25 protein-coding genes, 1 tRNA gene and 1 pseudogene are annotated in these 23,213 nt (G+C 65.7%); 11 read left to right on the plus strand and 16 right to left on the minus strand.

Features of this window, described 5'->3' with window-relative positions; translation table 11 throughout:
• Positions 1-113 precede the first annotated feature (113 nt).
• Both QME71_04165 and QME71_04170 read left to right on the plus strand, forming a co-directional pair.
• On the plus strand, positions 114-344 hold the full coding sequence (locus QME71_04165; protein MDI6857495.1) for an FG-GAP repeat protein: 231 nt from the start codon (positions 114-116) through the stop codon (positions 342-344).
• A gap of 256 nt (positions 345-600) precedes the next feature.
• A complete protein-coding gene (locus QME71_04170) occupies positions 601-984 on the plus strand; it encodes a sigma factor (GenBank protein ID MDI6857496.1) in 384 nt (127 codons plus the stop codon).
• Positions 985-1,791: 807 nt separating this feature from the next.
• On the opposite strand, the gene QME71_04175 is transcribed toward QME71_04170, so the two are convergent.
• Positions 1,792-2,121 carry a hypothetical protein gene (locus tag QME71_04175; protein MDI6857497.1) on the minus strand — a complete coding sequence of 110 codons (330 nt, stop codon included), beginning with the start codon at positions 2,119-2,121 and terminating at the stop codon, positions 1,792-1,794.
• Positions 2,122-2,130: 9 nt separating this feature from the next.
• Between QME71_04175 and QME71_04180 the strand changes: the two genes are divergently transcribed.
• Complete coding sequence (locus tag QME71_04180; GenBank protein MDI6857498.1) at positions 2,131-2,292, plus strand: hypothetical protein; 162 nt, start codon at positions 2,131-2,133, stop codon at positions 2,290-2,292.
• 385 nt (positions 2,293-2,677) lie between these two features.
• Here QME71_04180 and QME71_04185 read toward each other — a convergent pair whose 3' ends face one another.
• The 3 genes from QME71_04185 to QME71_04195 are packed head-to-tail and all read right to left on the minus strand — an operon-like array spanning position 2,678 to position 3,925.
• Complete coding sequence (locus tag QME71_04185) at positions 2,678-2,917, minus strand: hypothetical protein (GenBank protein ID MDI6857499.1); 240 nt, start codon at positions 2,915-2,917, stop codon at positions 2,678-2,680.
• Between the two features lie 4 nt (positions 2,918-2,921).
• Positions 2,922-3,800, minus strand: a complete 879-nt coding sequence (locus tag QME71_04190) for a tyrosine-type recombinase/integrase (GenBank protein MDI6857500.1) — start codon at positions 3,798-3,800, stop codon at positions 2,922-2,924.
• On the minus strand, positions 3,764-3,925 hold the full coding sequence (locus tag QME71_04195; GenBank protein ID MDI6857501.1) for a hypothetical protein: 162 nt from the start codon (positions 3,923-3,925) through the stop codon (positions 3,764-3,766). Before QME71_04195 ends, QME71_04190 begins: the two co-directional genes overlap by 37 nt.
• A gap of 132 nt (positions 3,926-4,057) precedes the next feature.
• Between QME71_04195 and QME71_04200 the strand changes: the two genes are divergently transcribed.
• Positions 4,058-4,219: a hypothetical protein gene (locus tag QME71_04200; GenBank protein MDI6857502.1), complete on the plus strand. Its 162-nt coding sequence runs from the start codon at positions 4,058-4,060 to the stop codon at positions 4,217-4,219.
• Between the two features lie 137 nt (positions 4,220-4,356).
• On the opposite strand, the gene QME71_04205 is transcribed toward QME71_04200, so the two are convergent.
• A tRNA-Gly gene (locus QME71_04205) sits at positions 4,357-4,432 on the minus strand.
• Between the two features lie 216 nt (positions 4,433-4,648).
• Positions 4,649-5,815: an acyl-CoA dehydrogenase family protein gene (locus tag QME71_04210; protein ID MDI6857503.1), complete on the minus strand. Its 1,167-nt coding sequence runs from the start codon at positions 5,813-5,815 to the stop codon at positions 4,649-4,651.
• Positions 5,816-6,006: 191 nt separating this feature from the next.
• Between QME71_04210 and QME71_04215 the strand changes: the two genes are divergently transcribed.
• A complete protein-coding gene (locus tag QME71_04215) occupies positions 6,007-6,813 on the plus strand; it encodes an alpha/beta hydrolase (GenBank protein MDI6857504.1) in 807 nt (268 codons plus the stop codon).
• Positions 6,814-6,868: 55 nt separating this feature from the next.
• On the opposite strand, the gene QME71_04220 is transcribed toward QME71_04215, so the two are convergent.
• Complete coding sequence (locus tag QME71_04220; protein ID MDI6857505.1) at positions 6,869-7,762, minus strand: hypothetical protein; 894 nt, start codon at positions 7,760-7,762, stop codon at positions 6,869-6,871.
• A gap of 18 nt (positions 7,763-7,780) precedes the next feature.
• A complete protein-coding gene (locus QME71_04225; GenBank protein MDI6857506.1) occupies positions 7,781-8,344 on the minus strand; it encodes an RDD family protein in 564 nt (187 codons plus the stop codon).
• 234 nt (positions 8,345-8,578) lie between these two features.
• Between QME71_04225 and QME71_04230 the strand changes: the two genes are divergently transcribed.
• On the plus strand, positions 8,579-9,832 hold the full coding sequence (locus tag QME71_04230) for a hypothetical protein (GenBank protein ID MDI6857507.1): 1,254 nt from the start codon (positions 8,579-8,581) through the stop codon (positions 9,830-9,832).
• Here the strand turns inward: QME71_04230 and QME71_04235 are convergent.
• From QME71_04235 to QME71_04255, 5 genes are all read right to left on the minus strand, one after another.
• Complete coding sequence (locus QME71_04235; GenBank protein MDI6857508.1) at positions 9,819-10,049, minus strand: hypothetical protein; 231 nt, start codon at positions 10,047-10,049, stop codon at positions 9,819-9,821. The two genes, QME71_04230 and QME71_04235, sit on opposite strands and share 14 nt — an antisense overlap.
• A gap of 19 nt (positions 10,050-10,068) precedes the next feature.
• The gene (locus QME71_04240; GenBank protein MDI6857509.1) at positions 10,069-11,241 is read right to left on the minus strand and encodes an ArsA family ATPase; all 1,173 of its coding nucleotides are present in this window, start codon (positions 11,239-11,241) and stop codon (positions 10,069-10,071) included.
• A gap of 179 nt (positions 11,242-11,420) precedes the next feature.
• Positions 11,421-13,466, minus strand: a complete 2,046-nt coding sequence (locus QME71_04245) for an APC family permease (GenBank protein ID MDI6857510.1) — start codon at positions 13,464-13,466, stop codon at positions 11,421-11,423.
• Between the two features lie 70 nt (positions 13,467-13,536).
• The gene (locus QME71_04250; GenBank protein MDI6857511.1) at positions 13,537-16,254 is read right to left on the minus strand and encodes a transglycosylase domain-containing protein; all 2,718 of its coding nucleotides are present in this window, start codon (positions 16,252-16,254) and stop codon (positions 13,537-13,539) included.
• Complete coding sequence (locus tag QME71_04255) at positions 16,247-16,999, minus strand: class I SAM-dependent methyltransferase (protein ID MDI6857512.1); 753 nt, start codon at positions 16,997-16,999, stop codon at positions 16,247-16,249. The genes QME71_04250 and QME71_04255 overlap by 8 nt, the downstream gene beginning before the upstream one ends.
• A gap of 121 nt (positions 17,000-17,120) precedes the next feature.
• Here QME71_04255 and gatC point away from each other — a divergent pair, with 121 nt between their 5' ends.
• The 5 genes and pseudogenes from gatC to QME71_04280 all read left to right on the plus strand — a co-directional run bounded on the left by gatC (position 17,121) and on the right by QME71_04280 (position 20,963).
• On the plus strand, positions 17,121-17,408 hold the full coding sequence (gene gatC, locus QME71_04260; GenBank protein MDI6857513.1) for an Asp-tRNA(Asn)/Glu-tRNA(Gln) amidotransferase subunit GatC: 288 nt from the start codon (positions 17,121-17,123) through the stop codon (positions 17,406-17,408).
• Positions 17,409-17,450: 42 nt separating this feature from the next.
• On the plus strand, positions 17,451-18,908 hold the full coding sequence (gene gatA, locus QME71_04265; protein ID MDI6857514.1) for an Asp-tRNA(Asn)/Glu-tRNA(Gln) amidotransferase subunit GatA: 1,458 nt from the start codon (positions 17,451-17,453) through the stop codon (positions 18,906-18,908).
• A 244-nt stretch (positions 18,909-19,152) separates the two neighbouring features.
• Positions 19,153-19,524: pseudogene (locus tag QME71_04270) on the plus strand (C-GCAxxG-C-C family protein).
• 9 nt (positions 19,525-19,533) lie between these two features.
• On the plus strand, positions 19,534-19,758 hold the full coding sequence (locus QME71_04275; protein ID MDI6857515.1) for a hypothetical protein: 225 nt from the start codon (positions 19,534-19,536) through the stop codon (positions 19,756-19,758).
• Positions 19,755-20,963 (plus strand): aminotransferase class I/II-fold pyridoxal phosphate-dependent enzyme, encoded by a 1,209-nt coding sequence (locus QME71_04280; GenBank protein ID MDI6857516.1) that lies wholly within the window; start codon positions 19,755-19,757, stop codon positions 20,961-20,963. Before QME71_04275 ends, QME71_04280 begins: the two co-directional genes overlap by 4 nt.
• On the opposite strand, the gene QME71_04285 is transcribed toward QME71_04280, so the two are convergent.
• From QME71_04285 to QME71_04295, 3 genes are all read right to left on the minus strand, one after another.
• Positions 20,964-21,620 (minus strand): hypothetical protein, encoded by a 657-nt coding sequence (locus QME71_04285; protein MDI6857517.1) that lies wholly within the window; start codon positions 21,618-21,620, stop codon positions 20,964-20,966.
• A 62-nt stretch (positions 21,621-21,682) separates the two neighbouring features.
• Positions 21,683-22,462: an inositol monophosphatase family protein gene (locus QME71_04290; protein MDI6857518.1), complete on the minus strand. Its 780-nt coding sequence runs from the start codon at positions 22,460-22,462 to the stop codon at positions 21,683-21,685.
• 275 nt (positions 22,463-22,737) lie between these two features.
• The gene (locus QME71_04295; protein ID MDI6857519.1) at positions 22,738-23,205 is read right to left on the minus strand and encodes a DALR anticodon-binding domain-containing protein; all 468 of its coding nucleotides are present in this window, start codon (positions 23,203-23,205) and stop codon (positions 22,738-22,740) included.
• Between the last annotated feature and the right edge of the window lie 8 nt (positions 23,206-23,213).

Consider the following 23,213-nt stretch of genomic DNA (forward strand, 5'->3'; position numbering starts at 1 on the left):
CTGTGGTGACACCGCCGCCCACACCCAAACCGTCACCCACCACCATGCCGAAGCCGCCCGCCTGTTCGGGAATATCGTTAACGACTGCGTACCCGCAAGCAGCTCGTGGACCCGTGTCCGGCGACTTCAACAACGATGGGTACGACGATCTGGCGGTGGGGGTGCCCGGCGAGGATGTGGGCGCCACTGCTGATGTTGGAGTGGCCAGCATCACCTACGGCTCTGCCAGCGGCCTACAGGCGGGCGGGAACCGCATGTGGTATCAGGGCCTGGACGGCATCCAGGGTGCTGCCGAGGCGGGGGATTCATTTGGCGGGTTGCCCCTGACCTGCTCGCTGGGCTGAACATCCGGCTTTGTGGGGGCGGACGACCCTGTGTCCGCCCCCACATCATCACCTGCCCCTGCGCCGATGCAAAGCATTCCAACAGCTTCGATCCGCCGAAGGATCTCCGCTGTGCTCCGCCATTGACCGCTCCGCGACTCGGGCAGCCAATCGGAACTGTAAGAAATCTCCTCCTTCCTGGTGTAACAGGCAGAGACAGAAACAGATCCACTTCAGAAGGAGCAGCCCGTATGAGCGTCTCGAGACGAGCGCAGTAATGCAGCACGCCATTCAGTCCCTCACCGATAACGAACTAGAACGCTTCACTGCGAGTGGCAGTCGTGATGCGTTCGGCGAGCTATACGAGCGCCACTGCGGGAGAGTATACGACTTCCTGCTCCCCATGGTCCGGGACGAGGACAGAGCGGCCGACCTGACTCAGGAGACGTTCATGCGAGCTATGAAAGCCTTGTCGAAGGAACGGGCGGGACGAGCAGCCTTCTGCACTTGGTTGCTGACCATCGCCCGCAACCGCGCCGTCAACGAAATCGATCTAGAGAAGCGGAGTGTTCCCCTGGTCGAGGAGGAGAGCGACGAGGGGGCGCCAGGGTTTCCATGTTGTGGACACGAAAGGGCTAGGGAATCCCGAGGAGGCAGCTGAAGCGACGGAGATGGCGGCGCCCGCGCGGGAGGCCGCAAAAGCGCTCGATCCAAGTATTCGCTGCTTGACCTCCACGTCCGCCAGGGCCTCGACAGCGCCGAGATTGCCGCTGTTCTTGGCGTGAGCAAAGGGAACGCCTACACGATGCTCAGCCGGCTCAAGGACGCCTTCGAGGAAGCCGTCGCCAGTCTGGTGATGTTTAGGCGGGGGCGCCGCTACTGCGCAGAGTTGCATCGCCTCACCAAGGAATACCGAGTTGAGGGCATCTCAGCCTCAGCCCGCAAGCTCATCGCGACACACCGGCGAATGCGCCGTCTGCCAGGAGCGGCGGCTACGGCTTGTTTCGGCCGAGAGTGTCCTGCGGTCGCTGGTTCCTCTGCCCCTCCTGCTCAAGAAGAGAACTGCCGAGACAGCGACCCAAGCGTGGCCTTTGGTCAGCGGCGGAGCGTCCGGAGCGAGTGGGGTCGGTGGCAGCTGGGTGCGGTTGTCTCGCAGTGGCGGCCTGGTACAATCGCAGAAGTACGTCCGCAACAACCTGCGCCAAATCCCCCTGTGCCGCCGGGAGCCCGTTCTGCACAATTCGACGTTCTGGGACCACGCTCCCGCATCGCGCGCCGCATGCATCGATGGCTTGTTACCAGCGCCGGGCCTGCAAGAGGAACGGTAGCTCGAAAAGCAGAGGGTCGGAGAGCTTTCAATACAAGAGGCCGGGTGAACCCCCGGCCTGACTGCGTCTACCGCATGTGGAGCGGGAAACGGGACTCGAACCCGCGACCCTCTGCTTGGGAAGCAGTGACTGTTGCGGGTTCATCCGGCGCGCTCGAGGGCGCGGGCGAGGCGGTCGTGAGGGCCTCGGGACCTAGCGGCGCGAACGGAGCGCTCGACGTAGGAGAGGGGGCGGCGGTCGGCCTTCGAGGGCCTCCCGGGCTTGCGGGGCTTGGCGGGGATCCCGCGGGTGATGACGCCGGCCTTGATGAGGGTGACGGCGCGGTGGAGGTTCTGCAGGGCGCGGTCGGCGTCGGGGGAGTTGAGGGCGCGATAGAACAGGCGCTGGAGCTGCTGGCTACGGCGCCCGTGCTTAAGGGCGTTGAGGTTTCCTCGGGGCGCGCCCGCGCCTGATCGTCTTCCTCCGCGCATTTTTGGGGGGTGTTTCTGAATCTGGCGTTTGATTGTTTGGGCGGGGCGGGCGCCGTCAAGGGCGCGCGTGAGCGCGGGCCGGAGGCCTCGGAGACCCTTGACGGCGTGGTGGTGGCGACGATCGCGGTCGCCGTCGCCGCCGTCGACCGTCGGCGGCGACGGCATACCTAACCGCCGCGCCCACTTCCTGCCGCGACGGCGGGCGGCTGCGAGCACGAGGGCGGCCCGCTGGTCGAGCTAGCTGGTCGTTTCGAACATGGCCCGGGGGCATCCGTGGGGCACCGATACTTTCGGGCCGCCGGAGGGCCGCACCGCCCGCCGGATTGTAGCACGGGGTGGCTGCTGGCTTCGAGGGGAGCCCGCCGCAGGCGGGACCCGCGAAGCGCCCGCGAGCCGGACGGCGACGTGGGCGCGAGCGGATCAGCCAAAGAGCGCGCGGCGGGTGGGCGGGCAAGCGCGATACCGCTTTGACGACGACGAACGACGGCAGGCGCGCCGTGCGGTGTGGCGTGGAAGCGGGCCGCGAGAGCGGGCCGCGCGGGCGGCTCCCGGGCCGTCAGGAGGCGGCCTTGCGGGCTGCGCGGGTGATTTCGGGGGGTGTGTCGTCGTCGACGAGCACGGCGGCGCCGGTGGAGTAGAGGGTGAGTATGAAGCCGCGGGGGTTGTCGGCGAGGTAGCGGTCGGGGTGGCGTTGCGCGGGGAGGTCGGGGCGGTTGAGCTTGACGATGACGGTGAGGGCGCCGTTGTCGCGGTCGACGAGTACGTCGGTGAGACGGCCGTGTTTGACCTTGAGCATGTCGTCATTGTAGCAGGCGGCCCTGGGCGGCTGCGGGCCTTCGGGCGATGGGGCTGAAGCGGGCGTGCTGGGCGCGGACGTCGCGTAGGTCCATGTCGACGTATCGCTTCGTGGTGTCGATCTGGCGGTGGCCGAGGATTCGTTGGAGGGAGAACACGTCGCCCCCGGCGGTGATGTAGAGGCGGGCGAAGGTGTGGCGTAGGAGGTGGGGGCCGCCGGGGATCCCCGCGCGCTTGAGGGACCGGCGGACGGCTTGGGAGACGCCTGAGGGGGTGAGGGGGCCTTTGCGCCCGGCCCAGAGGGTGGTTGCGTCTCCGAGGCCGACGAGGGCGGCGAGGACCTGCGGGCTGACGGGGATTTCGCGCATTCCGGTTTTGCCGGTGACGAGGGTAGCGGGGCCGAGGTGGGCGCGGGAGAGGGTGGCGACCTCGCCGATTCGGAGGCCGGTGTCGAGTAGGAGCAGCAGCAGGGCGCGGTCGCGGCGGGCTGCGGGGCCGGTGCGCGCTGCTGCGGTGGCGAGCAGGTGGTCGACCTGGTCGTCGGATAGGGCGCGGGGGAGTAGCTGGCGGCGCCGGGGCGGCGCGAGCTCGAGGGCGGGGTTCGGGACGCCGAGGCGTGCCGAGGCCCAGCGAAAAAACGTGCGCCAGACGCGAAACACGTCGTGGCGGCTTTCGGGGGATAGTGGGAGTGCGGCGAGCGCGTTTTCGAGGGGCTCAGGGGCGCTAGGGAGCGCGTGGGAGGCGTTTTTGAGGGGACGGAGGGCCCAGAGGTAGGCCTGCAGGGTCTTGGGCGCGAGGTTGCGGGCCCTGCAGGAGGCGATGAAGGCGTTGACGGCTGCCTCTGTGGTCAGGGTTTCGGGCGGTGGCGCTGTTCTACGAGCCATCGGATGAAGCCGGCAGGGTTGCGGATTGCGCGGCGGTCGCCTTCGTAGTAGTCGCGGACGGCGCGCTGGATTGTGTGCTGTCCGTACTGGGCGACGAAGGCCTCGGCGCCCGCGAAGCCGAACATTGTTCGGAGGTAGTCGACGAATTCGAGTTCGTCGGGCGAGAGGGGGATCGCGCGCGCGTGCGGGGGCGCGCCCCTCCCCTCCCCCCTTTGTTGAGAGATCCCCTCCCGGGCCCGTTGTTGAGAGAGAGAGGGATGATCCTCACTCTCTCTCTCAAGATCCAGACCGCGCGCGTGCGCGTGAAGCGGGCGGGGGCGGGCGGGCGCGTCGAGGGGTGGTTTGCGGTCGAGGTGGTGCGGCTGGCGGGTGTGTGGAGACTGCTGAGCGGGCATTTCGGCCCCCCTTTCGTGGTGTAGCTGAGCCGAGGGTAGCGGGGGCAAAGCTTAGCGTCAAGGGGGTAGTTGGGGAAGAGGCCCCGGCCGTCAAGTAGCTACACCTGGGGGCCGTACGTTGGCCTCTGCGGACTCGAGGCCTCTCCCGGCATTTTAGCATGTGGAGCGGGAAACGGGACTCGAACCCGCGACCCTCTGCTTGGGAAGCAGATGCTCTGCCAACTGAGCTATTCCCGCTCGAATCTCATTGTATGAACGACACCCGCGACTGTCAACGGGGTCACGCGGCAGCCCGGCACAAAGCCCACCGGCGCGAAGAGTGACGACGGATAGGCTCCGGGTCACCCGTCGCGCAGCCACCTCAGGAACCGCGACGCCTCGACTTCTTTGCGCCATCGCTGACGCGTCTCGACGAGTTCTTCCGTGCTCTCCGCAACGCGGCAGCGGCCGTCGCTAGCTCTGTGGCCGCTGGCTGAAGCGACGGCCGAAGAGCGCGCTCGCCATCGTGATCCGCAGCATCTGGACGGTGCCCCCGGCGACCCGCCACGCCAGCGCATCGCGGTGCATCCTCTCCACCGGGAACTGTTTGCTGTACCCGTACCCGCCGAGCACCTGCATCGCTGTGCTCGTCACCTCGGCCGCCATCTCGTTCGCGTAGCACTTGCCCATGACCGACTCGAGGATCGAGGGGAACTCGCGGCCCGCCCCGCACGCCGCGCGATAGACCAGCAGACGGGCGGCGTCCAACTTCATCGCCATGTTCACGACCATGAACTGCACGTCCTGGAACTCGCAGATCGGCCGGCCGAACGCCTTCCGCTCCAGCGCGTATGCCCGCGCCTCCTCGAGCGCGCCGCCCGCGACGCCGAGACACATCGCCGCGTTGCCGCAGCGCTCCAGGTCGAATGTCGTCATCAGCTCGCGGAAGCGGCCCGCTTCCAGCACCACGTTGCCTCTCGGCACCCGCACGTCGTCGAAGATGAGGTCGCACGAGGGCATGCCGCGGAGCCCCATGAACTGCTCCTGCTCCCCGAACGCGAACCCGGGCATGCCCTTTTCGACGATGACCGCTCCGATACCGCGCGCGCCCGGCTCGTTCCCAAACCGGCAGTACACGAGGTAGTGGCTCGACTCGCCGCCGCCGGAGATGAAAGTCTTGCGCCCGTTCAACACCAGGCTGTCGCCGTCTTCCACCACCCGCGTCGAGAGCGACGTCAAATCCGAGCCCGCCTCCGGCTCGGTCATGGCGACCGACACGCTAAACTCACCACTGCACACGCCGGGAATAATGGCCCGCTTCTGCGCATCGCTGCCGAAGCTATCGATAACCTTTACCGGCCCGATATTCGACTCGAACACGGGCGTCGCTATTACCGGACTGAACTTCGCCAGCTCCTCGATGGCAAGGATGGCGTTGATCCCCGGCCGTCCGCCGCCGCCGTACTGGGGTGACAGGGTCATCCCCAGCAGGCCCAGGTCCGCGTACGTCTCCACGAGATGCCTCGGCAACTCCCCCGTCCTGTCGACCTCCGCCGCCAGCGTCCGCAGGTTCTCGCGCTTGCCCAGCTCCCGCAGCGTGTTGACGAGCATGCGCTGCTCTTCGTCCAGCTCGAAGTCCATGGCTGCCTCCCCTTGTCTTTGGCCCGTGGTTGCGCCAGTGTAGGTGCGCCTCTTCGAAGGTGTCAAGGCGGGCGACCCTTGGCGCGGCCTGAATGGTTCCGCTCTTCGCTCCGACGATATAGACTGTCAGCGTCTCTTTGACTGCGACTCGCGGCGGTGGCAGCAAAGTCGGAAGGAGCGCCCCGGACGACATGCCGTTTGCGAAGATAAACGGGTTCGATATGCACTACGAAGTGCAGGGCGAAGGGCCGCCGATCGTCTTCGCGCACGGCCTGCTCAGCAGCATCGCGATGGCGGAACTGCTCGGCGAGGTGCCGCCCTCGCTTTTCGGTGAGTTCACCATCATACGCTACGATTCTCGCGGCCACGGCGAGTCCGGCTACACTACCGCCGTCCGCGACTACATGTGGGACACCCTCGCCGAGGACCTCCACGGCCTCTTCCTCCATCTCGGGCTGGAGAGCGCGCACCTCAGCGGCAGCTCGATGGGAGGGGGAGCGGCGATAGTGTTCGCGCTGAGGCACCCGGAGATGGTGCGAAAGCTGGTACTGCAATCACCGCCGCCGATCGGGCAGCGAGAGTCGTCGTACGGGGCGGCGCTGTTTGGCGGCCTGGCGCTGCTCGTCGAAGGACTGGGCCTCCGGGAAGCCGTCGACATTGCGCTGCGGCTCAAGCCCTGGTGCGACGTCAAAGAGGCGGCGCCCCCCGTCTTCGAGTGGATCCGCAACTGGCTCCTTTCGCTGAAAGAAGAGGCGATCGTGCCCGCCATCCGTGGTGTCGTGCACGGGCCGGCGCTATCGGGGGAAGACTTCGCGCGGATTGCGGCGCCCACGCTGCTAGTCGCCCACCCGGACGACGAAATTCACCCCCTCGAATCGGCGGAGTTGCTGCACAGCCTCATCCCCGACTCGCGCCTCGTCGTCGCGCCCAACGGGCTGCACTTCATGCTCCACCGCGACGAGCTGGGGCAGATCATGAGCGACTTCCTGAAGGAGTGATGCGGGCGTCGCTTTGGGGCGCGACCGGCGAAGGGCAGATCGAGGACGGATAGTGCTAGCGCGCCACTTCCGGCGCCTCCCGCAGGCGCGACTCGTTCCGACGGCCGTGGAGCCAGCCGGCCGCCACGCCCAGCGTCGCGAACACGACGCCGAGGAGCACGAAGCCGATCCCCGTGTGTATCGGGAGCCAGATAACGTCCTTCCCTAGGGAATATAGCTGCGCCGTGAGGTAATCGCCCTCGCTCTCCGACGCCAGCTTCAGCGCGAACCGCACACCCACGGCCAGCAGGAGGTAGGGCAGCGCGGCCGCCATCAGTATGACGCCCAGCGCCGTGAGCCTTCCGTACCCGCGACTGAGGAGCACGAGGACCAGCGTGAGCACGAGCGTCGCGCCCAGCAGGGCCGCCGTCACCACGCGCGCGATCTCGTACGTGTCCTCTGTGACCAGCCCCACCGTATACCTCACCGCACCCGGCGCCGACAGCAGCGATATGTCCCCCGACGCAGCCTCCCGCTCCTCGAACGCGGCAAGACCCCGTTCGTAGAACCTGTCGGCCGAGCGCGACAAGATCACCTCGCGCAGCTCTCCGGTGGAGAGCCGCTGCACCTCCTCGCCCGAAAGCGGCACGTCTATCGGATAGTGCGCGAGCCTCAGCTCTTCCTCCGGCGACTCCTCGGCGGCTGCCCTGAGGTCGTCCTCGCTCTCCACCAGCAGGGCGTCGATCTCCGTCAGGCTGGCAAGCGCGCGGTGCAAAGTCTCAGAGGCGGGTTCGGGCGACGTTATCTGAAGTATGTTCACCGAGAGGAGGAGCGCGCCCATCACCGCCACGAGGATCACGCCGCTCCCCCACGTGAAGAGAGTGCGCCAGAAGCCGCGCGAGACGCTGACCGTGAAGGACGCGGCCGGGGGCTCGGTGGTTATCGTGTTGTCGCCGGCGCTCGCGCCCATTCGCCTCCCTCCGGCGCCTCAAGCCATCCGCACTACAAGCGTGCCCGCAATACGGTCGTGCAGGCCCCGTCGCTGCTCGTCGAAGGCCATTGCGCCGAGGGCGATGAGCGGCGAGAGCAGCGAAAGCAGCGCCAGGCTGACGGTCACGACGAGGACGACGACGTTTAGGGTGAGCGAAGTCGCGAATATCGCCAGGAGGGCCCACGGCACCGCCAGCAACGGGTGGAACAGGAGAGGGTCAAGCAGGAGGATTCGGGCCGCCGCCTGCCCGAGCGTCAGCCCGCTGCCGTTGGCGCCCGCCACTCGTATCCCCACGATGTACTTGCCCACGCTCTGCCCCTTCCACATCAGCAGCCACAGGTTGAAAGCGAACCAGAAGGGGACAACCGCCACTATCATGCCGAGAGAAGTGTAGAAGGCCGAATCGGGCGGGTCCACCTCGCCGAAGTCGCTGCGCAGGAGGAGCTGGAAGAGCGAGGCCGTGAGGAAGACGGACGAGAAAGCCAGCAGGATTATCGTGTCGAACAGAAAGGCGACTACTCTCGCTTCCAGTCCGGCGTAGCGGGGAACCGGTGCTGTCATATTCTCATGTCTCCGCGCGCTGATTATATCACGCCCGGCGAAGGCGGCTCAAAGAAGGACAGTGGTCATAATCGACTCGACATAAGGTCGCCGCTCGGGAAAGCCGACGGCGGGGAGCGTGCGGCCCGCCGCGCTCATCGATGGCCACGACGCGGCGAGGCGGTGTTGTCGGGTGACAAACCCTGTGCTAGACTGCTTTTATCGGTTACGCTCTAAATGACTGCCCTGCTCTCCATGCTCAGACGCGTTCCCCAGGCGCCCTCCCTCATCGCCGTCGCCCTCATCGTGTTCTTCTCGCTGCTCGCAAGCTGGCGCTTTGTCGTCCTCCTCGGCCTGCCCCTCTCGCCCGACGATTACGACCTCGCCGGTTGGGAGGTGCGGCATGTCACCAACAAGTGGCTGCACGCCCTGGGCAGCGTGGGAAGGGAAGGCCCCAATGTCGAGGAGGAGAACGCGGCAATCGACGATTACATCCGTTTGCAGAAGCAGGTGGAGGAACTGGAGGCGGGGCTGGTCCGGCTCCCCCGGGACAATCCCGGCGCGCCCGAAAACGAAGCGCTGCTCGCGGAACTGGAAAAACGCCGCCGGGAGAGAGACCGTTTGGAGAATGAGGTCGAAGCGGCGATCGAGCGGCGGCTAAGCGACGAGATCGTGCGCCTCGGGCTCCAGCGCTCGCTGCCCCTCTTCTCCAACGTCCGCTGGGTCTTTCCGCCGGTCGACATCGAGTTCGACAGCCCCCCGTGGGTGCTGGTGAAGTCACCGAGGAGGGAAATCCGCCTGGAGAGTGCCCGGCTCCTCAACATCGATCTGACGCTCGAAGAGGTGCTGGAGCTGGAAGAGGCGTCCGAGGGCCCGGACACTTCGGCGCTGGCGGTGAGCAGCGGTGGCGTCGCCACCTATCCCAGCGTCATCCCGCCGATGGACGACTACGCCCGCACCCTGGAGCTGGCCGCCCACGAATGGCTCCACCAGTACCTTTTCTTTCAGCCGCTGGGCGCCCGGTACTTCGGCGGGACGGCGGTAAGGACGATAAACGAGACCGTGGCCGACATCGCGGGGGAGGAGATCGGACGGCTTGTCCTCGCGAACGGGCCTCTTCCGCAGTCCGCCGCCCAGCTGGAGACGGCGCCGCCCGCCGAAGACAGCGACGGAGAAACATTTCAGGTGATGCGCCAGCTACGCCTGGACGTCGACCGTCTGCTCGCCGAAGGAAGGGTGGACGAGGCGGAAGCGCTGATGGAGGAAAAGCGCCTCTACCTGGCCGAGAACGGGTACTACGTTCGGAGAATAAACCAGGCCTACTTCGCCTTTCACGGGCTCTACGGCACCTCGCCCGCTTCCAGCAGTCCCATCGGCCCCAAGGTCGAGAGGCTACGGGAGTGCGCCCCTTCGCTGAGGGAATTCGTCAGGTCGGTATCGCAGGTGACAAGCGAAGGGGACCTGGACAGGCTCTTGGAGGAGTGCGAGGCGGCTGCTACTCCACCCTGATCTCTGTCCGGCGCGCTTTCTGCTCCTTCTCTTCCTTTTCCGTCAGGCCCGCGAGCGCGGCGTCGATGAGATTGCGCATCGCCATCAGCATCTCCTTGCGCGCGCTCAGCAGGTGGCCGCGCACCTCCGGCGAAAACATGCGCATGCCCGGCTTCCTGATGCGCAGGACAATCTCCTCGTCCTCAGTCAGCTCGCACTCAAACACCTTTTCAGCCATATCGGACCTCCTGGGGCCGCTAGTCTTCCGGCCGCAAGAAACGGATGATAAGCTCATCTCCCTCAAGTTTAGCACTCGTATTTTCCAGCGCCAGCAGGGCCCGCGGCAGGATGATGTTTCGCTTTTGCGTCCCCACGTGCACGATGAGCTCATCGGCCACGCGAGTCAGCCGGATGTTCTCCTTCTCAGCGAAGGGAAGCTTGAGCCGGAGCACGAAATCGCCGTCCTCTTGCGAGATGTCCTGTGCCCGGCCCTTGAACTGAATCGGCGTCGGGTCGTCATCCCCGTAGAGGGCTTCCGCGAAGCGGGCGAGCATCTTCATGCCCACGACCTCCTGCTCCATCAGCGGCGCCCTCAGTATGGGCAACGGGCTGAACGCCTCCTCCACCAGCCCGTAGTACTGCTCCTGCGCGTCCTTCCACTCAGAAAAGTAATCGTCGACCACCTCCTGCGGTATGAGGCGGTTGCAGACCACGAGGTCGGTGCGGTAGCCGTAGAGGTTGAGGTAGGTGTAGGTGCGCTGCGTCTCCTTTATCACCATCTTTTCGGGGTTGAGGACGAGACGCACGGAGCAGGTATTGCCGTCGCTGAGCACCTCCCGCATGTCATCGAGCTTGTCGAAGAGGTTCTTCACGGCGTCGAAGACCTCGTCCTCGGGGAGAGGCAGGTCGGTGACGCGCTTCAGCACGGGCCGGGCGATGCGGGCGGCGGTGCGCTGTATCGGAAAGATGCGGTGCAGCCACCAGCGCGTGACGTCGGGGAAGCTGAGGAGGCGCAGCGTCTCGGCGGTGGGCGCGCAGTCGACGATGATGATGTCGTATTCATTCTCGTGGTAGTAGTTCGTGAGTTGGATGAGGCCCGCCAGTTCCTCCATGCCGGGGAGGATAGCCATCTCTTCCGCCAGCACTTCATCGACGCCGCGCCAGGCCATGACGATCTTGATGTAGTTCTCCAGCGTCCCCCAGTGGGCCTCGGTCTCGCGAAAAACATCGAGCTCCTGCCCCCACAGGTTGTCGGCGATGGGGACGATGCCGGCGCCGATCGGCCTGTCGAACGAGTCGCCGAGGCTGTGGGCGGCGTCGGTGCTGAGCGCGAGCGTCCTGTAGCCGAGCTGCGCCGCGCGAAGGGCGGTCGCCGCCGCGACGCTGGTCTTGCCGACGCCTCCTTTGCCCGTATAGAGGATGATTCTCATGAGTCTCGGCCCCCTTGCGCGCAGGCGAAGCGCGGCGTCTTCATTGTCTCCGGCGGGGTCGGGCCTCTGTGCCCGACCCGGGCCCGATAGCGGACGATACTTCGCCGGGCGGGTTGTTTGTCCCCGTCCGCCGGCCGGGCTGGCGGCACGCGATTTCTCTGTCGGGCGCCACCTCTAATTTAGCGCAAGTGGTACAGGACGTCGACCACCGCCGTGTTGGGCCGGGCGAGGAGGGCGCGCTTCAAGCGCAGCGCCGGTTGATTGTGAAGGAGCCCCTGCCAGACGTGGACGGGCACGAACTCCGGAAGAACGACGGTGATCCGCGCGTTTGGGTTGGCGCGGTCGACGGCGTCGATGTACGCGAGGAAGGGCGCCACGAGGGCGCGGTAAGGCGACTCGACGATCACTATCGGCACGTCGGGGATCTTCTCCTCCCATTCGGCCCGCAGTTGCTCGGCCGCCTGCAGGTCGTCGGTCACGTGGACCGCCGTCACGTCGTCGGAAAGGGAGCGAGCGTAGTCGACAGTGCGGAGGACGGCGCGGTTCACGCCGTCGACGGGGACGATCACCGTCTGACCGCGGCCGTTGCCCACGGGCGCCTCTATCTCCCGCAGGTCCGTGTCGCGCACCGCCAGTTGCTCGCTCACCCGTGTGTAGTGGTGGTGGATCCGCTGGAACAAGAGCACCAGGATGGGTATGGCCACGAGCACCATCCATGCTCCCTGCGTGAACTTGCTCGCCGCGATAATCACCGCTACGGTCGCGGTCGCCGCGGCGCCGATGCCGTTGATGATCATGCTTCGTTTTCGGCCACGGTCATCCGAACGCAGCCAGTGTCTCACCATGCCTGTCTGTGACAGGCTAAAGCATATGAACACGCCGACGGCGTAGAGCGGTATGAGCCGGTGGGTCTCGGCCTGGTATATGACGAGCAGGCTGCCGGCGAGCAGTCCCAGAAGAAAGATTCCAGTCGAGAAGGCCAGCCGGTCGCCGCGGAAGGTCATGTGGTAGGGCAGAAACCTGTCCATCGCCATCACCGAGGCCAGACGGGGGAATCCGGCAAACGCCCCGTTTGTCGCCATCAGCAGGATGAGCATCGTCGCGACCTGCAAAACGTAGTACGGGGGCGTCTCGCCGAACGCGGTCTTCCCTATTTGCGAGACCACCGTCGGCTGCTCAACAGGGACAATATCGAACAGGTTGGCGAGCGCCGTGAGGCCGAGGAAGAATGTCGCCAGGATCGCCGCCATCCATACGAGCGTCGTGGCCGCGTTTTTCGATTCCGGAGGCTTGAACGCGGGAACACCGTTGGCCATGGCCTCTATGCCCGTTAGCGCGGCCGAACCGGACGAAAAGGCGCGAAGGACAAGGAAAACCGTGAGAGTGCCCGTGGTCGTCTCTGCCGTCTCTGCTGCCAATGGTTCCGCTTCCGCCCCCAGGGCATACCTGATAAACCCGGTCACCAGCATCGCGCCGAAGCTGACTATGAACAGGTAGGTGGGGATTGAGAATATGTTCCCCGACTCACGGACGCCGCGCAGATTGCCGAGGACGATGATCGACACCAGGAGGACAGCGAGCAGGACCCGCTCGTCGTAGAGAGCCGGCGCTGCAGACGTGATTGCCGCCACACCGGCGGATACGCTGACAGCCACCGTCAGCACGTAGTCCACCATCAGCGCTGACGCCGCCACCAGCCCCGGGAGCACCCCCAGGTTCTCTTTGGCGACGGTGTACGAGCCTCCGCCGCCGGGGTACGCACGGACCGTCTGGCGGTAGGAGAAGGCGACGGTGATCAGCAAGGCGGTGATAGCCGCCGCGATGGGCAGAGAAGCGTTGAGGGCGCCGCTGCCCGCAAGAATGAGGACGAGCAGGATCTCTTCTGTGGCGTATGCGCTGGAGGAGAGGGCGTCGGACGAAAAGATGGCGAGCGCCCGCACCTTGTCCAGCCGCTCGTGGATGGCCTGCGACGTCGCCAGCGGCGAGCCGATGAGGACCCGTCGCAGTCCGGACCAGATCTGGCCGGGAAGGGTCCGCGGCCGCAGGAGGACGGCGGTAGCCTGGAGGTATGCAGGCGCCATGCGCTTCAGCGGCTGCTGGGAGCTGGGGGTGATGCGGACGTAGCGTGAACCCGGCTTGGTGCCGCGCCGCACTTCGTAGAGCTGGAGGTCGGGCCTCAGCGGTTCCTGGCGACGCGGCACGCGGTAGACGCCGCGTCGCTCCATGTCATCGTGTCGCTGTCTGTCGGGAGGCGGCTCCGGAGGCGTGCTCACTTTGTTTGGCCAGTTCTCCTCGTTAGTGCCTTCCGGGCCCCGGCGTCGTGATGGCTACAGGCGTCGGTGTCGGTGTCGCCGTCGATCGGGTCGTCACCGAGCGCGGAGTGGGCGTAGGCTTCTCCTCCTCGGCGACGACTTTGACCGTGACCATCGTGATAAGCTCGCCCCGCGCCCTGTCCTTGACCACCAGCCTGAGAACGTAGGTATCGGGCGCGAGGCCGCTCGTGTCCCATGCTCCCAGTGTCGTGTCTGAGAGGGGAGTGTTCGACTCGTGGATTACCGTCCACGATGACGGGGCGGCGCCCTGTCCGAATTCGAGACGGTACCATTCGAATTCGCCCGAGACCGCCCGTCCCGTTATCGTTACCGTGCCTGAGAGCTCCGCCCCTTCTGCGGGCGACATAATGGCGATGGGGATTTTGTCGGGGGTACTGATCTCCCTCGGCGGCGACGCGGCGCCCAGCTCCTTTGCCCATTCGAGGGCCCACTGTCTCTGGCCTTCGGGAAGATTATCCGGGATGACGAGGAACACCCGTTCCTGTATGAACTGCGGCGGAGTAGTCTCCCCTGCCAGCAGTCCGTTGCGGATATCGATCTTGACGGGGCGCCACCAGTCGTCCTTTTCCTTCGGCAGGCTGCTGGCGACGAAAAGGTCCTCGATGACCTTGCCGCAGTGCTCGCTGGGCAGTTTGCCGGAGGGGAAGCAGACCTTTGCCTTCACCACGCCTTCGGGCTTCTGGAAAGTAGACGCGGGCTGTCCCTCGAGGGCGGCTACCATAAAGTCGCGCAGGCTCCGCCACGAGATCGAGGTGCTGCTGATGTTCCACATGGGCGAGTTGTCGGCGTTGCCGGCCCAGACACCGACTACCAGTTCCGGCGTGTACCCCATGGCCCAGGTGTCGCCGATAGCGCGGCTGTTTTCGTAGGGCTCGCTTGTTCCGGTCTTGATGGCGGCCTGGCGTCCGGGGATACTGAGTCCGCCGCAGCCGAACGTCGCGCACTGGGCCTGCGGGTCGGAGAGTATGTCGGTTATCAAGTACGCGTATTCCGGCGGCACTACCGGCACGTCCACCCGCTCCTGATTGATGTCGAACAGCACCTCTCCCGAGGCGTCCACGACCTTCAGGATCGAGACCGGATCGATCTGCCTGCTCCCTTCCGGCAGGTCGAGCGCCGTCGCCACGCCGCGCATCACGCCGTTGTTCGCGAACACGGAATAGCCGTACACCATGTCCACCAGCTTAACGTCGACGCCGCCGATGGTCAGAGACGGCCCGTAATGTCCTTCAAGCTCGGTCAGGCCCATCTTCCTGGCGGTCGCCACCACATCTTCGACGCCCGTGGCGAGGATCGTCTTGAAGGCGGGGACGTTCAACGAGTTCCCGAGCGCGTTGCGGATGCTGATCGGTCCCTTGAAGTCGCCGCTGGGGTTGCGAGGCGTGAACACGGAGCCGTCGGCCTCCGTCCAACTGATGGGAGTATCGAGTATGAGGGTGCCGGGGCCCCATCCCAGCTTCATGAACGAGGTTATGTAGGTAAACGGCTTGAGCGCAGAGCCCGGTGAGTTGAGAGCCTGCGCCATATCGTTGCGGCCCAGGATGTCGTCGCGGAAGTAGTCGCGGCTGCCCACGTAGACCAGTATTTCGCCCGTGCGGGGGTCCATCGCCACCAGGGCGCCGTTGTGGCCGCCGGAGCTCTCGAACGTCGTAATCCATTCCTCGAGTATTCCTTCCGCTTTCTTCTGGAGGTCGAGGTCGAGAGTTGTCGTGACTTCCAGTCCTCCGCGGTAGACCGCCTGGTGGCCGAACCTGGCCTCCAGCTCCGGCTGTATGTACGACAGCACCCAGTGGGGTGCGTCGATGTCGAACCAGCGGGGGACGACCTCAAGCGGCGTGTTCACGGCTATCCAGCCCTCTTCGGGCGTGATCTTCCCTTTCTCCACCATGAGCAGCAGGACCTGGGTGCGCCGCGCGACCGCCGCCTCGGGGTTTTCCAGCGGGTTGTAGCAGCTCGGGCAGGCCGGTATGCCGGCGAGGAGCGCAGCCTCAGCGAGCGTAAGGTCTTTCGCCTTCTTGCCGAAGTAGCCCTCGGCGGCCGCTTCCACGCCGTTGTAGACGCTTCCATACGATATCTGGTTGAGGTACCACTCGAGTATCTGGTCTTTCGAGTAGCGGTTTGTCAGCTCCAGCGCGTATACGGTCTCCTTCAGCTTGCGGGAGATAGAGCGTTTCTGCCGGTCTTCCTCGGAGATGTAGATGTTCTTGACGAGTTGCTGCGTGATCGAGCTGCCACCGGTACCCTGGAGGAAACCGAGCTGGCCGGGGAAGAAGTTCTCGTAGGCGGCGCGTAGCAGACCCTTGATGTTGACGCCGGGGTTGGAGTAGAAGCTGGAGTCCTCCGTGGCGATCGTGGCGTCGATGAGGTAGGGGGAGACCTCCGAAAGCGGCACCGGACGCCGCAGCCCCGCGAGGTCGTCGACGAACTCATAGAGCAGACGGCCGTTGCGGTCGTATATCCTCGCGCCGCCCGACGACTGCTTCGCGAGCATCTCCTCCATCGGGAGGAGGTCGTTTGCGTAGACGCGGTAGATGATGAAACCGGCGGTGGCGACGGCCGCCGAGCCGATGGCGAACAGCCCCAAAAGGATGAGCGGAAGGAGGACCCAGAAGTTGAGCCTTTTCCTGTCCTTCCCGTTGCGGCTGCGCCAGCGGCGGCGGCGGTTGAAGAGTCTAGCCATTGTTGGTCGTCCTCCCTCCGGCCTTCTCGAGGATGAGGAGGTGGGAGAGGCCGAAAGCCCTCAGCCACGTGTTTTCCAGGCGATATAGTATCGCCCTCAGCGCGCCACCCAACAGTCTACTGCGGGCAGCGATGTTGTCGAATCCGGGGTAGACGATTGTGTGCGTTACCCACGACACGTCGAGCGCATGGGTGAGCGATCGCAGGTTGCCCCTGGTGTATGCGCGGACGTGCGGGGCGAGACGGCGCCGCAGAAAGTCCGGCAGGTAGTTGACAAACGGTATGTTGCCGAAGATGTACCGTTTGCCGATGAAGACGCCGTGCGTCTCGAACGGGTAGAGGCGGTTGGGAGCGTAGACGACGATCTTGCCCCCCGGCCGGGCGACGCGCGTCGCCTCGCGCAGTGTCGCCGCGTCGCTGGAGACGTGTTCGATGACCTCGTTCAGGAGGACGGCGTCGAAGGTGTCATTTCGGAAGGGCATACGCTCGGCGGCGGCGAGGACGAGGTTCGGAAGGGACGCTGAACCACGTCTTACGTGTTCGATCTCTACGTCGATGCCGTACACCTCCGGCGATAGCTCGCGCAGCCGCCGTACGTAGGCCCCGATTCCGCACCCGACGTCGAGGATGCGGGCGTTCTCCAGAGCGACATGCCGGCGGATGAGCGCCAGCCGGCGCTCCTGCCCAGCCCTCCACACGTAGCTCGGCCGGCCGCGCACCGCGGCCTTCGGCGGAGCTCCTGCCATCTGCGCCTCGCTTCCCGCCAATTGCATAATGGTATCACTGCGCCCAACGATATTCAACGTCGATTGTCCCGCCCCAACCCCGATGCTATAATCGCAGGCAAAGGGACTCAGAGGGAAGGAATTGGGTCTTACACGCGAGGAAGTGGAGCATCTGGCCAAGCTGGCGCGGCTGGGCCTCAGCGAGGCCGACAAGGCCAGGTTCGAGGAGCAGCTTTCGGAAATACTCGACCACTTCGACGTCCTGCGCCAGATCGACACTGAAGGCGTTCCCCCTACGGCGCACACGCTGCCCCTGGAAAACGTCTACGACTCCGACCACGCGCGGCCCTCGTTCCCGTCTGACGATATCCTGGCGAACGCGCCTTTGCGTGAAGACAGCCTCTTCCGGGTGCGCGCCATCCTCGAATGACGCGGCCTTTACCCGCGCCTTGCTCTTGCACAGGAGGGATTTCTGGACCTCTGCTATCTCACCATTCACGAAGCGGCGGCGCTCCTCTCGAAACGGGAGATATCCTCCCGCGAGTTGACGCAGGCGGTGCTCGACCGCATCGCCCTGGTGGAGGACAGCGTCAAGGCTTACGTCACGCTCACGCCCGAGCTCGCGCTCAAGCAGGCGGCGCACGCCGACGCCCGCATCGCTGAGGGCGCGGCTACGCCTCTTACGGGCATCCCCGTCTGCATCAAAGATGTCATCTGCACGAAGGGCGTTCCCACTACCTGCTCCTCGCGCATGCTCGCCAACTTCGTCCCCCCGTACGACGCCTCCGTCACGCGACGCCTTCTCGACGCGGGCGCGGTGATGGTGGGCAAGGCAAACATGGACGAGTTCGCGATGGGCTCGTCGACGGAGAACTCGGCCTTCTTCCCCACGCACAACCCGTGGGACCTCGAGCGCGTGCCCGGCGGCTCTTCCGGCGGCTCGGCGGCGGCGACAGCGGCGGGCGAGTGCATTTTCGCCCTCGGCTCCGACACCGGCGGCAGCATTCGGCAGCCGGCGGGGCTTTGCGGCGTCGTCGGACTCAAGCCCACCTACGGCCGCGTCAGCCGCTTCGGCCTCGTCGCCTTCGCCAGCTCGCTCGACCAGATCGGCCCCATTACCCGCGATGTCGAAGACTGCGCTATCGTGCTCAACCACATCGGCGGCTACGACCCCTCCGATTCCACCTCCGCGAACGTGGAAATGCCCGACTTCGCTTCGTTCCTCCAGCGCGACCTCAAGGGCGTACGCATCGGCGTCCCGAAAGAGTACCTCCCCGACGAGATGGACGCGGGCGTGCGGCAGGCCGTTGTGGAGGCGATCAAGGTCATGGAGTCGCTGGGCGCGAGCGTCGATTGGGACGTCTCTCTTCCCAGCACGCCCTACGCTCTCGCCGTGTACTACATCATCGCCCCCAGCGAGGCGATGGCGAACCTCGCCCGCTACGACGGCGTGAAGTACGGCTTCTCCTATCAGGAGGGCGAGAGCATGTGGGACAACATGGAGAAGACGCGCCAGTTCGGCTTCGGCGACGAGGTGAAGCGGCGCATCATGCTCGGCACGTTCGCGCTCTCCGCCGGTTACTACGACGCGTACTATCTTAAGGCTCAGAAGGTGCGCACGCTCATCCGTCGCGAATTCGACGCCGCGTTCGAGAAGTACGATGCGCTGGTAACGCCGGTGAGCCCGACGCCCGCGTTCCGTCTGGGGGAGAAGGTGGACACGCCGTATCAGATGTACCTGAGCGATATCTTCACCCTGCCCATCAACATCGCCGGCATACCGGGGATATCGGTGCCCGGCGGGTTCTCGGAAGGGTTGCCGGTGGGCGTGCAGATACTGGCGAAGCCGTTCGACGAGGGGTCGCTCTTCCGGGTTGCGTACGCGTACGAGCAGGCAACCGAGTGGCACAAGTCCCGCCCGCCGCTGTGAATGTTGCGTCCGCAGGGTGCGGCGCCAGGGGAGTGCAGAGGGGGCTTCCCCTCTGCTGGGCCTGCCTGCCGGCAGGCAGGTGGGAAGATAGACGTTGATGTTTCGGCGACCACGCCGACGCAGCTTGCAGGCACAAGTCTGATTCCGCTGTCGGACGCCGGAGACGACGAGGGAGGGAAAGATGGAGCTGAATCCGGCGCAACAGATGCTCGCCAAGGGCTACCACTGATCGGAGTCCGTCCTCACGGCCGTGTGCCGTGAACTCGGGGTCGAAAGCCCGCTTTTCCCGCGTATCGCCACCGCCTTCGCCGCCGGCATGGGACGCACCGGGGAGGTCTGCGGCGCCGTCGTCGGCGGCATCATGTGCATCGGCGTCGCCCACGGCCGCGACAAGAGCGACCAGCCGGACGACAAGGCCGTGCTGCTGACCCGCCGCTTCCTCAGCGCCTTCCGCGACGAGATGGGCGAGGTCCACTGCCGCGCCCTTACCGGCGTCGACTTCACGGTGGAGGAAGAGGTCCAGCGGTTCCGCACCTCTGACATACCTGTCAGGGTGTGCCTCCGCGCGGGCGGGCTCGCGTACGACCTCGCGCTCAAGCTGATACGAGAGGAGTAGCGGCGAGAGGTGGCGGAAGGCGGCCCCGTTCGCGTCGGGTGCTACTCCGGTGGACGCTACGGCGAGCGTCCACAATGGGTGGAGAGCGAAGGGCTGCGACGCAACGTCGTCAGCGTCGACGCGGAGCGCCGCCAGCCGGAGCGTCACGTGTTCGAGGTCACCCTGGAAGACAACGCGCGCATGGTCTTGTATTATTACCCGCATAAAGACGTGTGGCTGGGAGTTGAGAGATGACCGATTACATTCACTGCGCCGACGGCACCCGTCGCGGCTACGTTTCGCGCCGCATCAACGCCATCGCGCCCTCGGGGATACGCCGCTTCTTCGATCTGCTGGCGGAGATGGACAACGTCATCTCCCTCGGGGTCGGCCAGCCCGACTTCGTGACGCCGGACATCATCCGCAACGCCGCCATCCGCTCCATCGAAGAGGGCGAGACGCATTACACGTCCAACTACGGCATCCTCCGGTTGCGCGAGGCGATCTCCCGCCACATCGAGCACCACTACGGCGTCTACTACGACCCGGCGACGGAGATCATCGTGACCACGGGTGTGAGCGAAGGACTGAACATCGCCATGTCGGCGCTGGTCGACCTAGGCGACGAGGTCCTCGGCCCCGACCCGCACTTCGTGGCCTACCCGCCGGCCGTCGTCCTCGCCGACGGCGTCTTCGTCCCCATCCCCACGAACGATGCCAACGCCTTCAAGATCCGCGCCAGCGACATGGAAGAGGGCATTACGCCCCGCACGAAGGCCATAATCCTCGGCTACCCGGCGAACCCCACGGGAGCCGTCATGGAGCGCGACGATTTGCTGGCGGTGGCGGAGGTGGCCGAGAAGCACAACCTGTTCGTGATCTCCGACGAGATATACGACCGGCTGGTCTACGGCGGCCACAAACACGTCTGCGTCGCCTCCCTGCCCGGCATGCGAGAGCGCACCGTCCTCCTTGGCGGCTTTTCGAAGGCGTACGCCATGACCGGCTGGCGCCTGGGCTACGTCGCCGCCCGCGCCGACCTCGTCGAGGCGATGATGAAGGCGCACCAGTACGTTATGATGTCGGCGCCGACGACCTCGCAGTACGCGGGACTGGAGGCGCTGGCGCACGGCGAAGAAGACGTGCGGGGCATGGTCTCGGAGTACGACAGGCGGCGGCGGCTTATCGTCAAAGGTTTCAACGACATCGGGCTGAAGTGCTTCGAGCCGCGCGGCGCCTTCTACGCCTTCCCCTCGATCAGCGTCACCGGCCTCTCCGACGAGGCGTTCGCGGAGATGCTGCTCATGGAGGAAAAGGTGGCGGTGATACCGGGCTCCGCGTTCGGGGAGTGCGGCGCGGGGCACGTGCGGGCGTGCTACGCGCAGTCGTATGAGCTGATCGAGGAGGCGCTGGAGCGCATCCGCCGCTTCGTGGAGCGCCACAAGCACGGCGCGCGCTAGCTAGGGCGGCGTAGGCGTCGCGGTAGGAGTGGGAGGCGCACCGCCCATCGCCTCAGGGTAGCGGAGCCAGTCGCCCGCCACCCAGCCGCTGCGCCCCTGCGGACGCCACCACTGGAAGCCGTCTACTTCCACAGGGCCTTCTTCCAGCACCAGCTCCGTGCCATCTGCCAGGCAGTCGACCGCCGCTTCCTTGAGGCCGGGCGCGACTCTCACGTTCAGGCAGTTGCCCGTGCCGGCAGTGACCACCGTCGCGCCGACCTGCAGTGGCCAGGGCGCGCCCGGCACTCCGGCCGTCTCCGGCTTTACGGGCAGCGTCAGATATACTTTCCAGCCCCTTCCTTCCGGCTCCAGGAACACCCACAGGTTCAAGTCGTATGAGCTCGCGCCGACGAGGAACGCCTTGCGTCCGTCCTTCTCGCCTTTGTACGCCGAGCACAGCTTCCCCTCTTCCTTCGGCTGGAGGGTCGCGCCGCAGTCACCTAGGTACTCCTGGCCCAGCGTCTCGCGCACGTACGACTCCAGCACCTGCTCGGCCGTGACCGACTCCTCGGGCGTGACGACGGGCGTGGGCGTGGGCTCCGCCTCGTCGCCGCCTCCGAGGCCGAAGGCATCGAAGCTGACCGCGGCGAAAGCGACCACGGCGACGAGTCCTGCCACCCCGCCTCCCAACATGAGCAGCCGCATTGTCGAGGAACGCTTTCCGAGAGGTGGCAGATTACTCATGTTCGTCCCCCCTCTTCACCACTCTGCCGCCAGGGCCTGCCCGCCGCCAGCCGGAGAAAGTCGGAGTGCACGTGGCCACCTCCGGCGATGATCCCCTCGCTGAAGATGCTTACCGGCCCACCGTCGCGATCGGTGATGATGCCGCCCGCCTCTCTCACCAACAGAATACCCGCCGCGATATCCCATGGGAAGACGTTGTTGTGGACAAAAAGGTCGTAGCGCCCGCAGGCAGCGTATGCTATGCCGAGGGCGGCGCTGCCGGGGATGCGCACGCTCTGCATCCCCGGCCAGAGGGCGCGCACGAGCTCGAGCATGTAGCCGGCGCGGATGTCGTCGTAGCCCATGTCGATGCCGAGCACGGACGCCTGGAGCGTCGCCTTCTCGGAGACGCGGATGGGCTCGCCGTTTAGCCGCACACCCTGTCCCTTAATGGCGTGGAACATCTCGTCGTGGTTGGGGTCATATGTGACGGCGAGGACGGGTTCCCCAACGTAGCAGAGGGCGAGGTTGATGCAAAAGAAGGGGATGCCGCTGGCGTAGTTGCGCGTACCGTCGAGGGGGTCGAGGACCCACGTCCAGCCGTCGGCTACGTCCGTGCCGGCGGGATGGCTTTCCTCGGAGAAGAGGGCGTGGTCGGGGAACTCGCGGGCGAGGATACGGACGACGTGGGCTTCGACTGCGAGGTCGGCCTCGGTGACGATATTGCCGCGTCCCTTGACGGCGATGTCCTGCGGCTTGCGGAACATGTTGAGGGCGATGCGTCCGCCCTCTTCCACGCACCGCCTCGCCACTGTCAGCGCACGGGAAGAGTTGCCGCTAAAGGGTAGCACTTGTTCTGGCATTTTGACGGCGGACGCCCCGACAGAATCCTAGCTCACGTAGAGACAAGTGGCAAAAGTAGGCAGCGGCCACACCGAACGGCCCTGGTCAAGACAACCTCTCACGCCACCAGCGCTTGGTGTGTTGCGCCCAGATACTTGGGGACCACAGGGTTTGGAAAGGTTCTAGCATAAGCGCCGCAGCCCCGCTGGCGGAATCGAAAGGAAAATTGCTACATCCGCTCCGGCGCGGCGACGCCCATCAGCGACAGCGTCCGCCACAACGTGAGCCGCGCCGCCTCCACCAGCTTCAGCCGCGCCTTCGTCAGCGGAACGTCGTCCGTCACCACCCGGCAGCGCTCGTAGAAGTCGTGGAAGGCGGTCGCCAGGTCGAGCGCGTAGTGCGGCAGGTGGTGGGGCGCCAGGTTGCGCGCTACCGCCTCCACGAGCTCGGGGAGGCGCAGCATCTTGCGGATGAGCGCCAGCTCCTGGGGCTGCGTGAGCAGGCGCGTGTCGCCGTCGCTGAAATCGATGCCGCGTTCGCGCGCCAGCTTGAGGATGCCTGCGATGCGGGCGTAAGCGTACTGAACATAGTACACGGGGTTCTCGGCGCTCTGCTGCTTCGCCAGCTCGAGGTCGAACTCGACGGTGGCGTCCGCCGAGCGCATGAGGAAGAGAAAGCGGCAGGCGTCCCTCCCCACCTCGGCGA

The organism is Dehalococcoidia bacterium (genome assembly GCA_030018455.1).
GTDB lineage: Bacteria > Chloroflexota > Dehalococcoidia > DSTF01 > JALHUB01 > JASEFU01.

Excerpts from the sequence above, each read along its gene's own strand:
- QME71_04170 (MDI6857496.1), top strand. The coding sequence starts at position 601 with ATGCAGCACGCCATTCAGTCCCTCACCGATAACGAACTAGAACGCTTC.
- QME71_04175 (MDI6857497.1), bottom strand. The coding sequence starts at position 2,121 with ATGCGCGGAGGAAGACGATCAGGCGCGGGCGCGCCCCGAGGAAACCTC.
- QME71_04185 (MDI6857499.1), bottom strand. The coding sequence starts at position 2,917 with ATGCTCAAGGTCAAACACGGCCGTCTCACCGACGTACTCGTCGACCGC.
- QME71_04190 (MDI6857500.1), bottom strand. The coding sequence starts at position 3,800 with ATGGCTCGTAGAACAGCGCCACCGCCCGAAACCCTGACCACAGAGGCA.
- QME71_04195 (MDI6857501.1), bottom strand. The coding sequence starts at position 3,925 with ATGTTCGGCTTCGCGGGCGCCGAGGCCTTCGTCGCCCAGTACGGACAG.
- QME71_04200 (MDI6857502.1), top strand. The coding sequence starts at position 4,058 with ATGATCCTCACTCTCTCTCTCAAGATCCAGACCGCGCGCGTGCGCGTG.
- QME71_04210 (MDI6857503.1), bottom strand. The coding sequence starts at position 5,815 with ATGGACTTCGAGCTGGACGAAGAGCAGCGCATGCTCGTCAACACGCTG.
- QME71_04215 (MDI6857504.1), top strand. The coding sequence starts at position 6,007 with ATGCCGTTTGCGAAGATAAACGGGTTCGATATGCACTACGAAGTGCAG.
- QME71_04220 (MDI6857505.1), bottom strand. The coding sequence starts at position 7,762 with ATGGGCGCGAGCGCCGGCGACAACACGATAACCACCGAGCCCCCGGCC.
- QME71_04225 (MDI6857506.1), bottom strand. The coding sequence starts at position 8,344 with ATGACAGCACCGGTTCCCCGCTACGCCGGACTGGAAGCGAGAGTAGTC.
- QME71_04230 (MDI6857507.1), top strand. The coding sequence starts at position 8,579 with ATGCTCAGACGCGTTCCCCAGGCGCCCTCCCTCATCGCCGTCGCCCTC.
- QME71_04235 (MDI6857508.1), bottom strand. The coding sequence starts at position 10,049 with ATGGCTGAAAAGGTGTTTGAGTGCGAGCTGACTGAGGACGAGGAGATT.
- QME71_04240 (MDI6857509.1), bottom strand. The coding sequence starts at position 11,241 with ATGAGAATCATCCTCTATACGGGCAAAGGAGGCGTCGGCAAGACCAGC.
- QME71_04245 (MDI6857510.1), bottom strand. The coding sequence starts at position 13,466 with ATGGAGCGACGCGGCGTCTACCGCGTGCCGCGTCGCCAGGAACCGCTG.
- QME71_04250 (MDI6857511.1), bottom strand. The coding sequence starts at position 16,254 with ATGGCTAGACTCTTCAACCGCCGCCGCCGCTGGCGCAGCCGCAACGGG.
- QME71_04255 (MDI6857512.1), bottom strand. The coding sequence starts at position 16,999 with ATGGCAGGAGCTCCGCCGAAGGCCGCGGTGCGCGGCCGGCCGAGCTAC.
- QME71_04280 (MDI6857516.1), top strand. The coding sequence starts at position 19,755 with ATGACCGATTACATTCACTGCGCCGACGGCACCCGTCGCGGCTACGTT.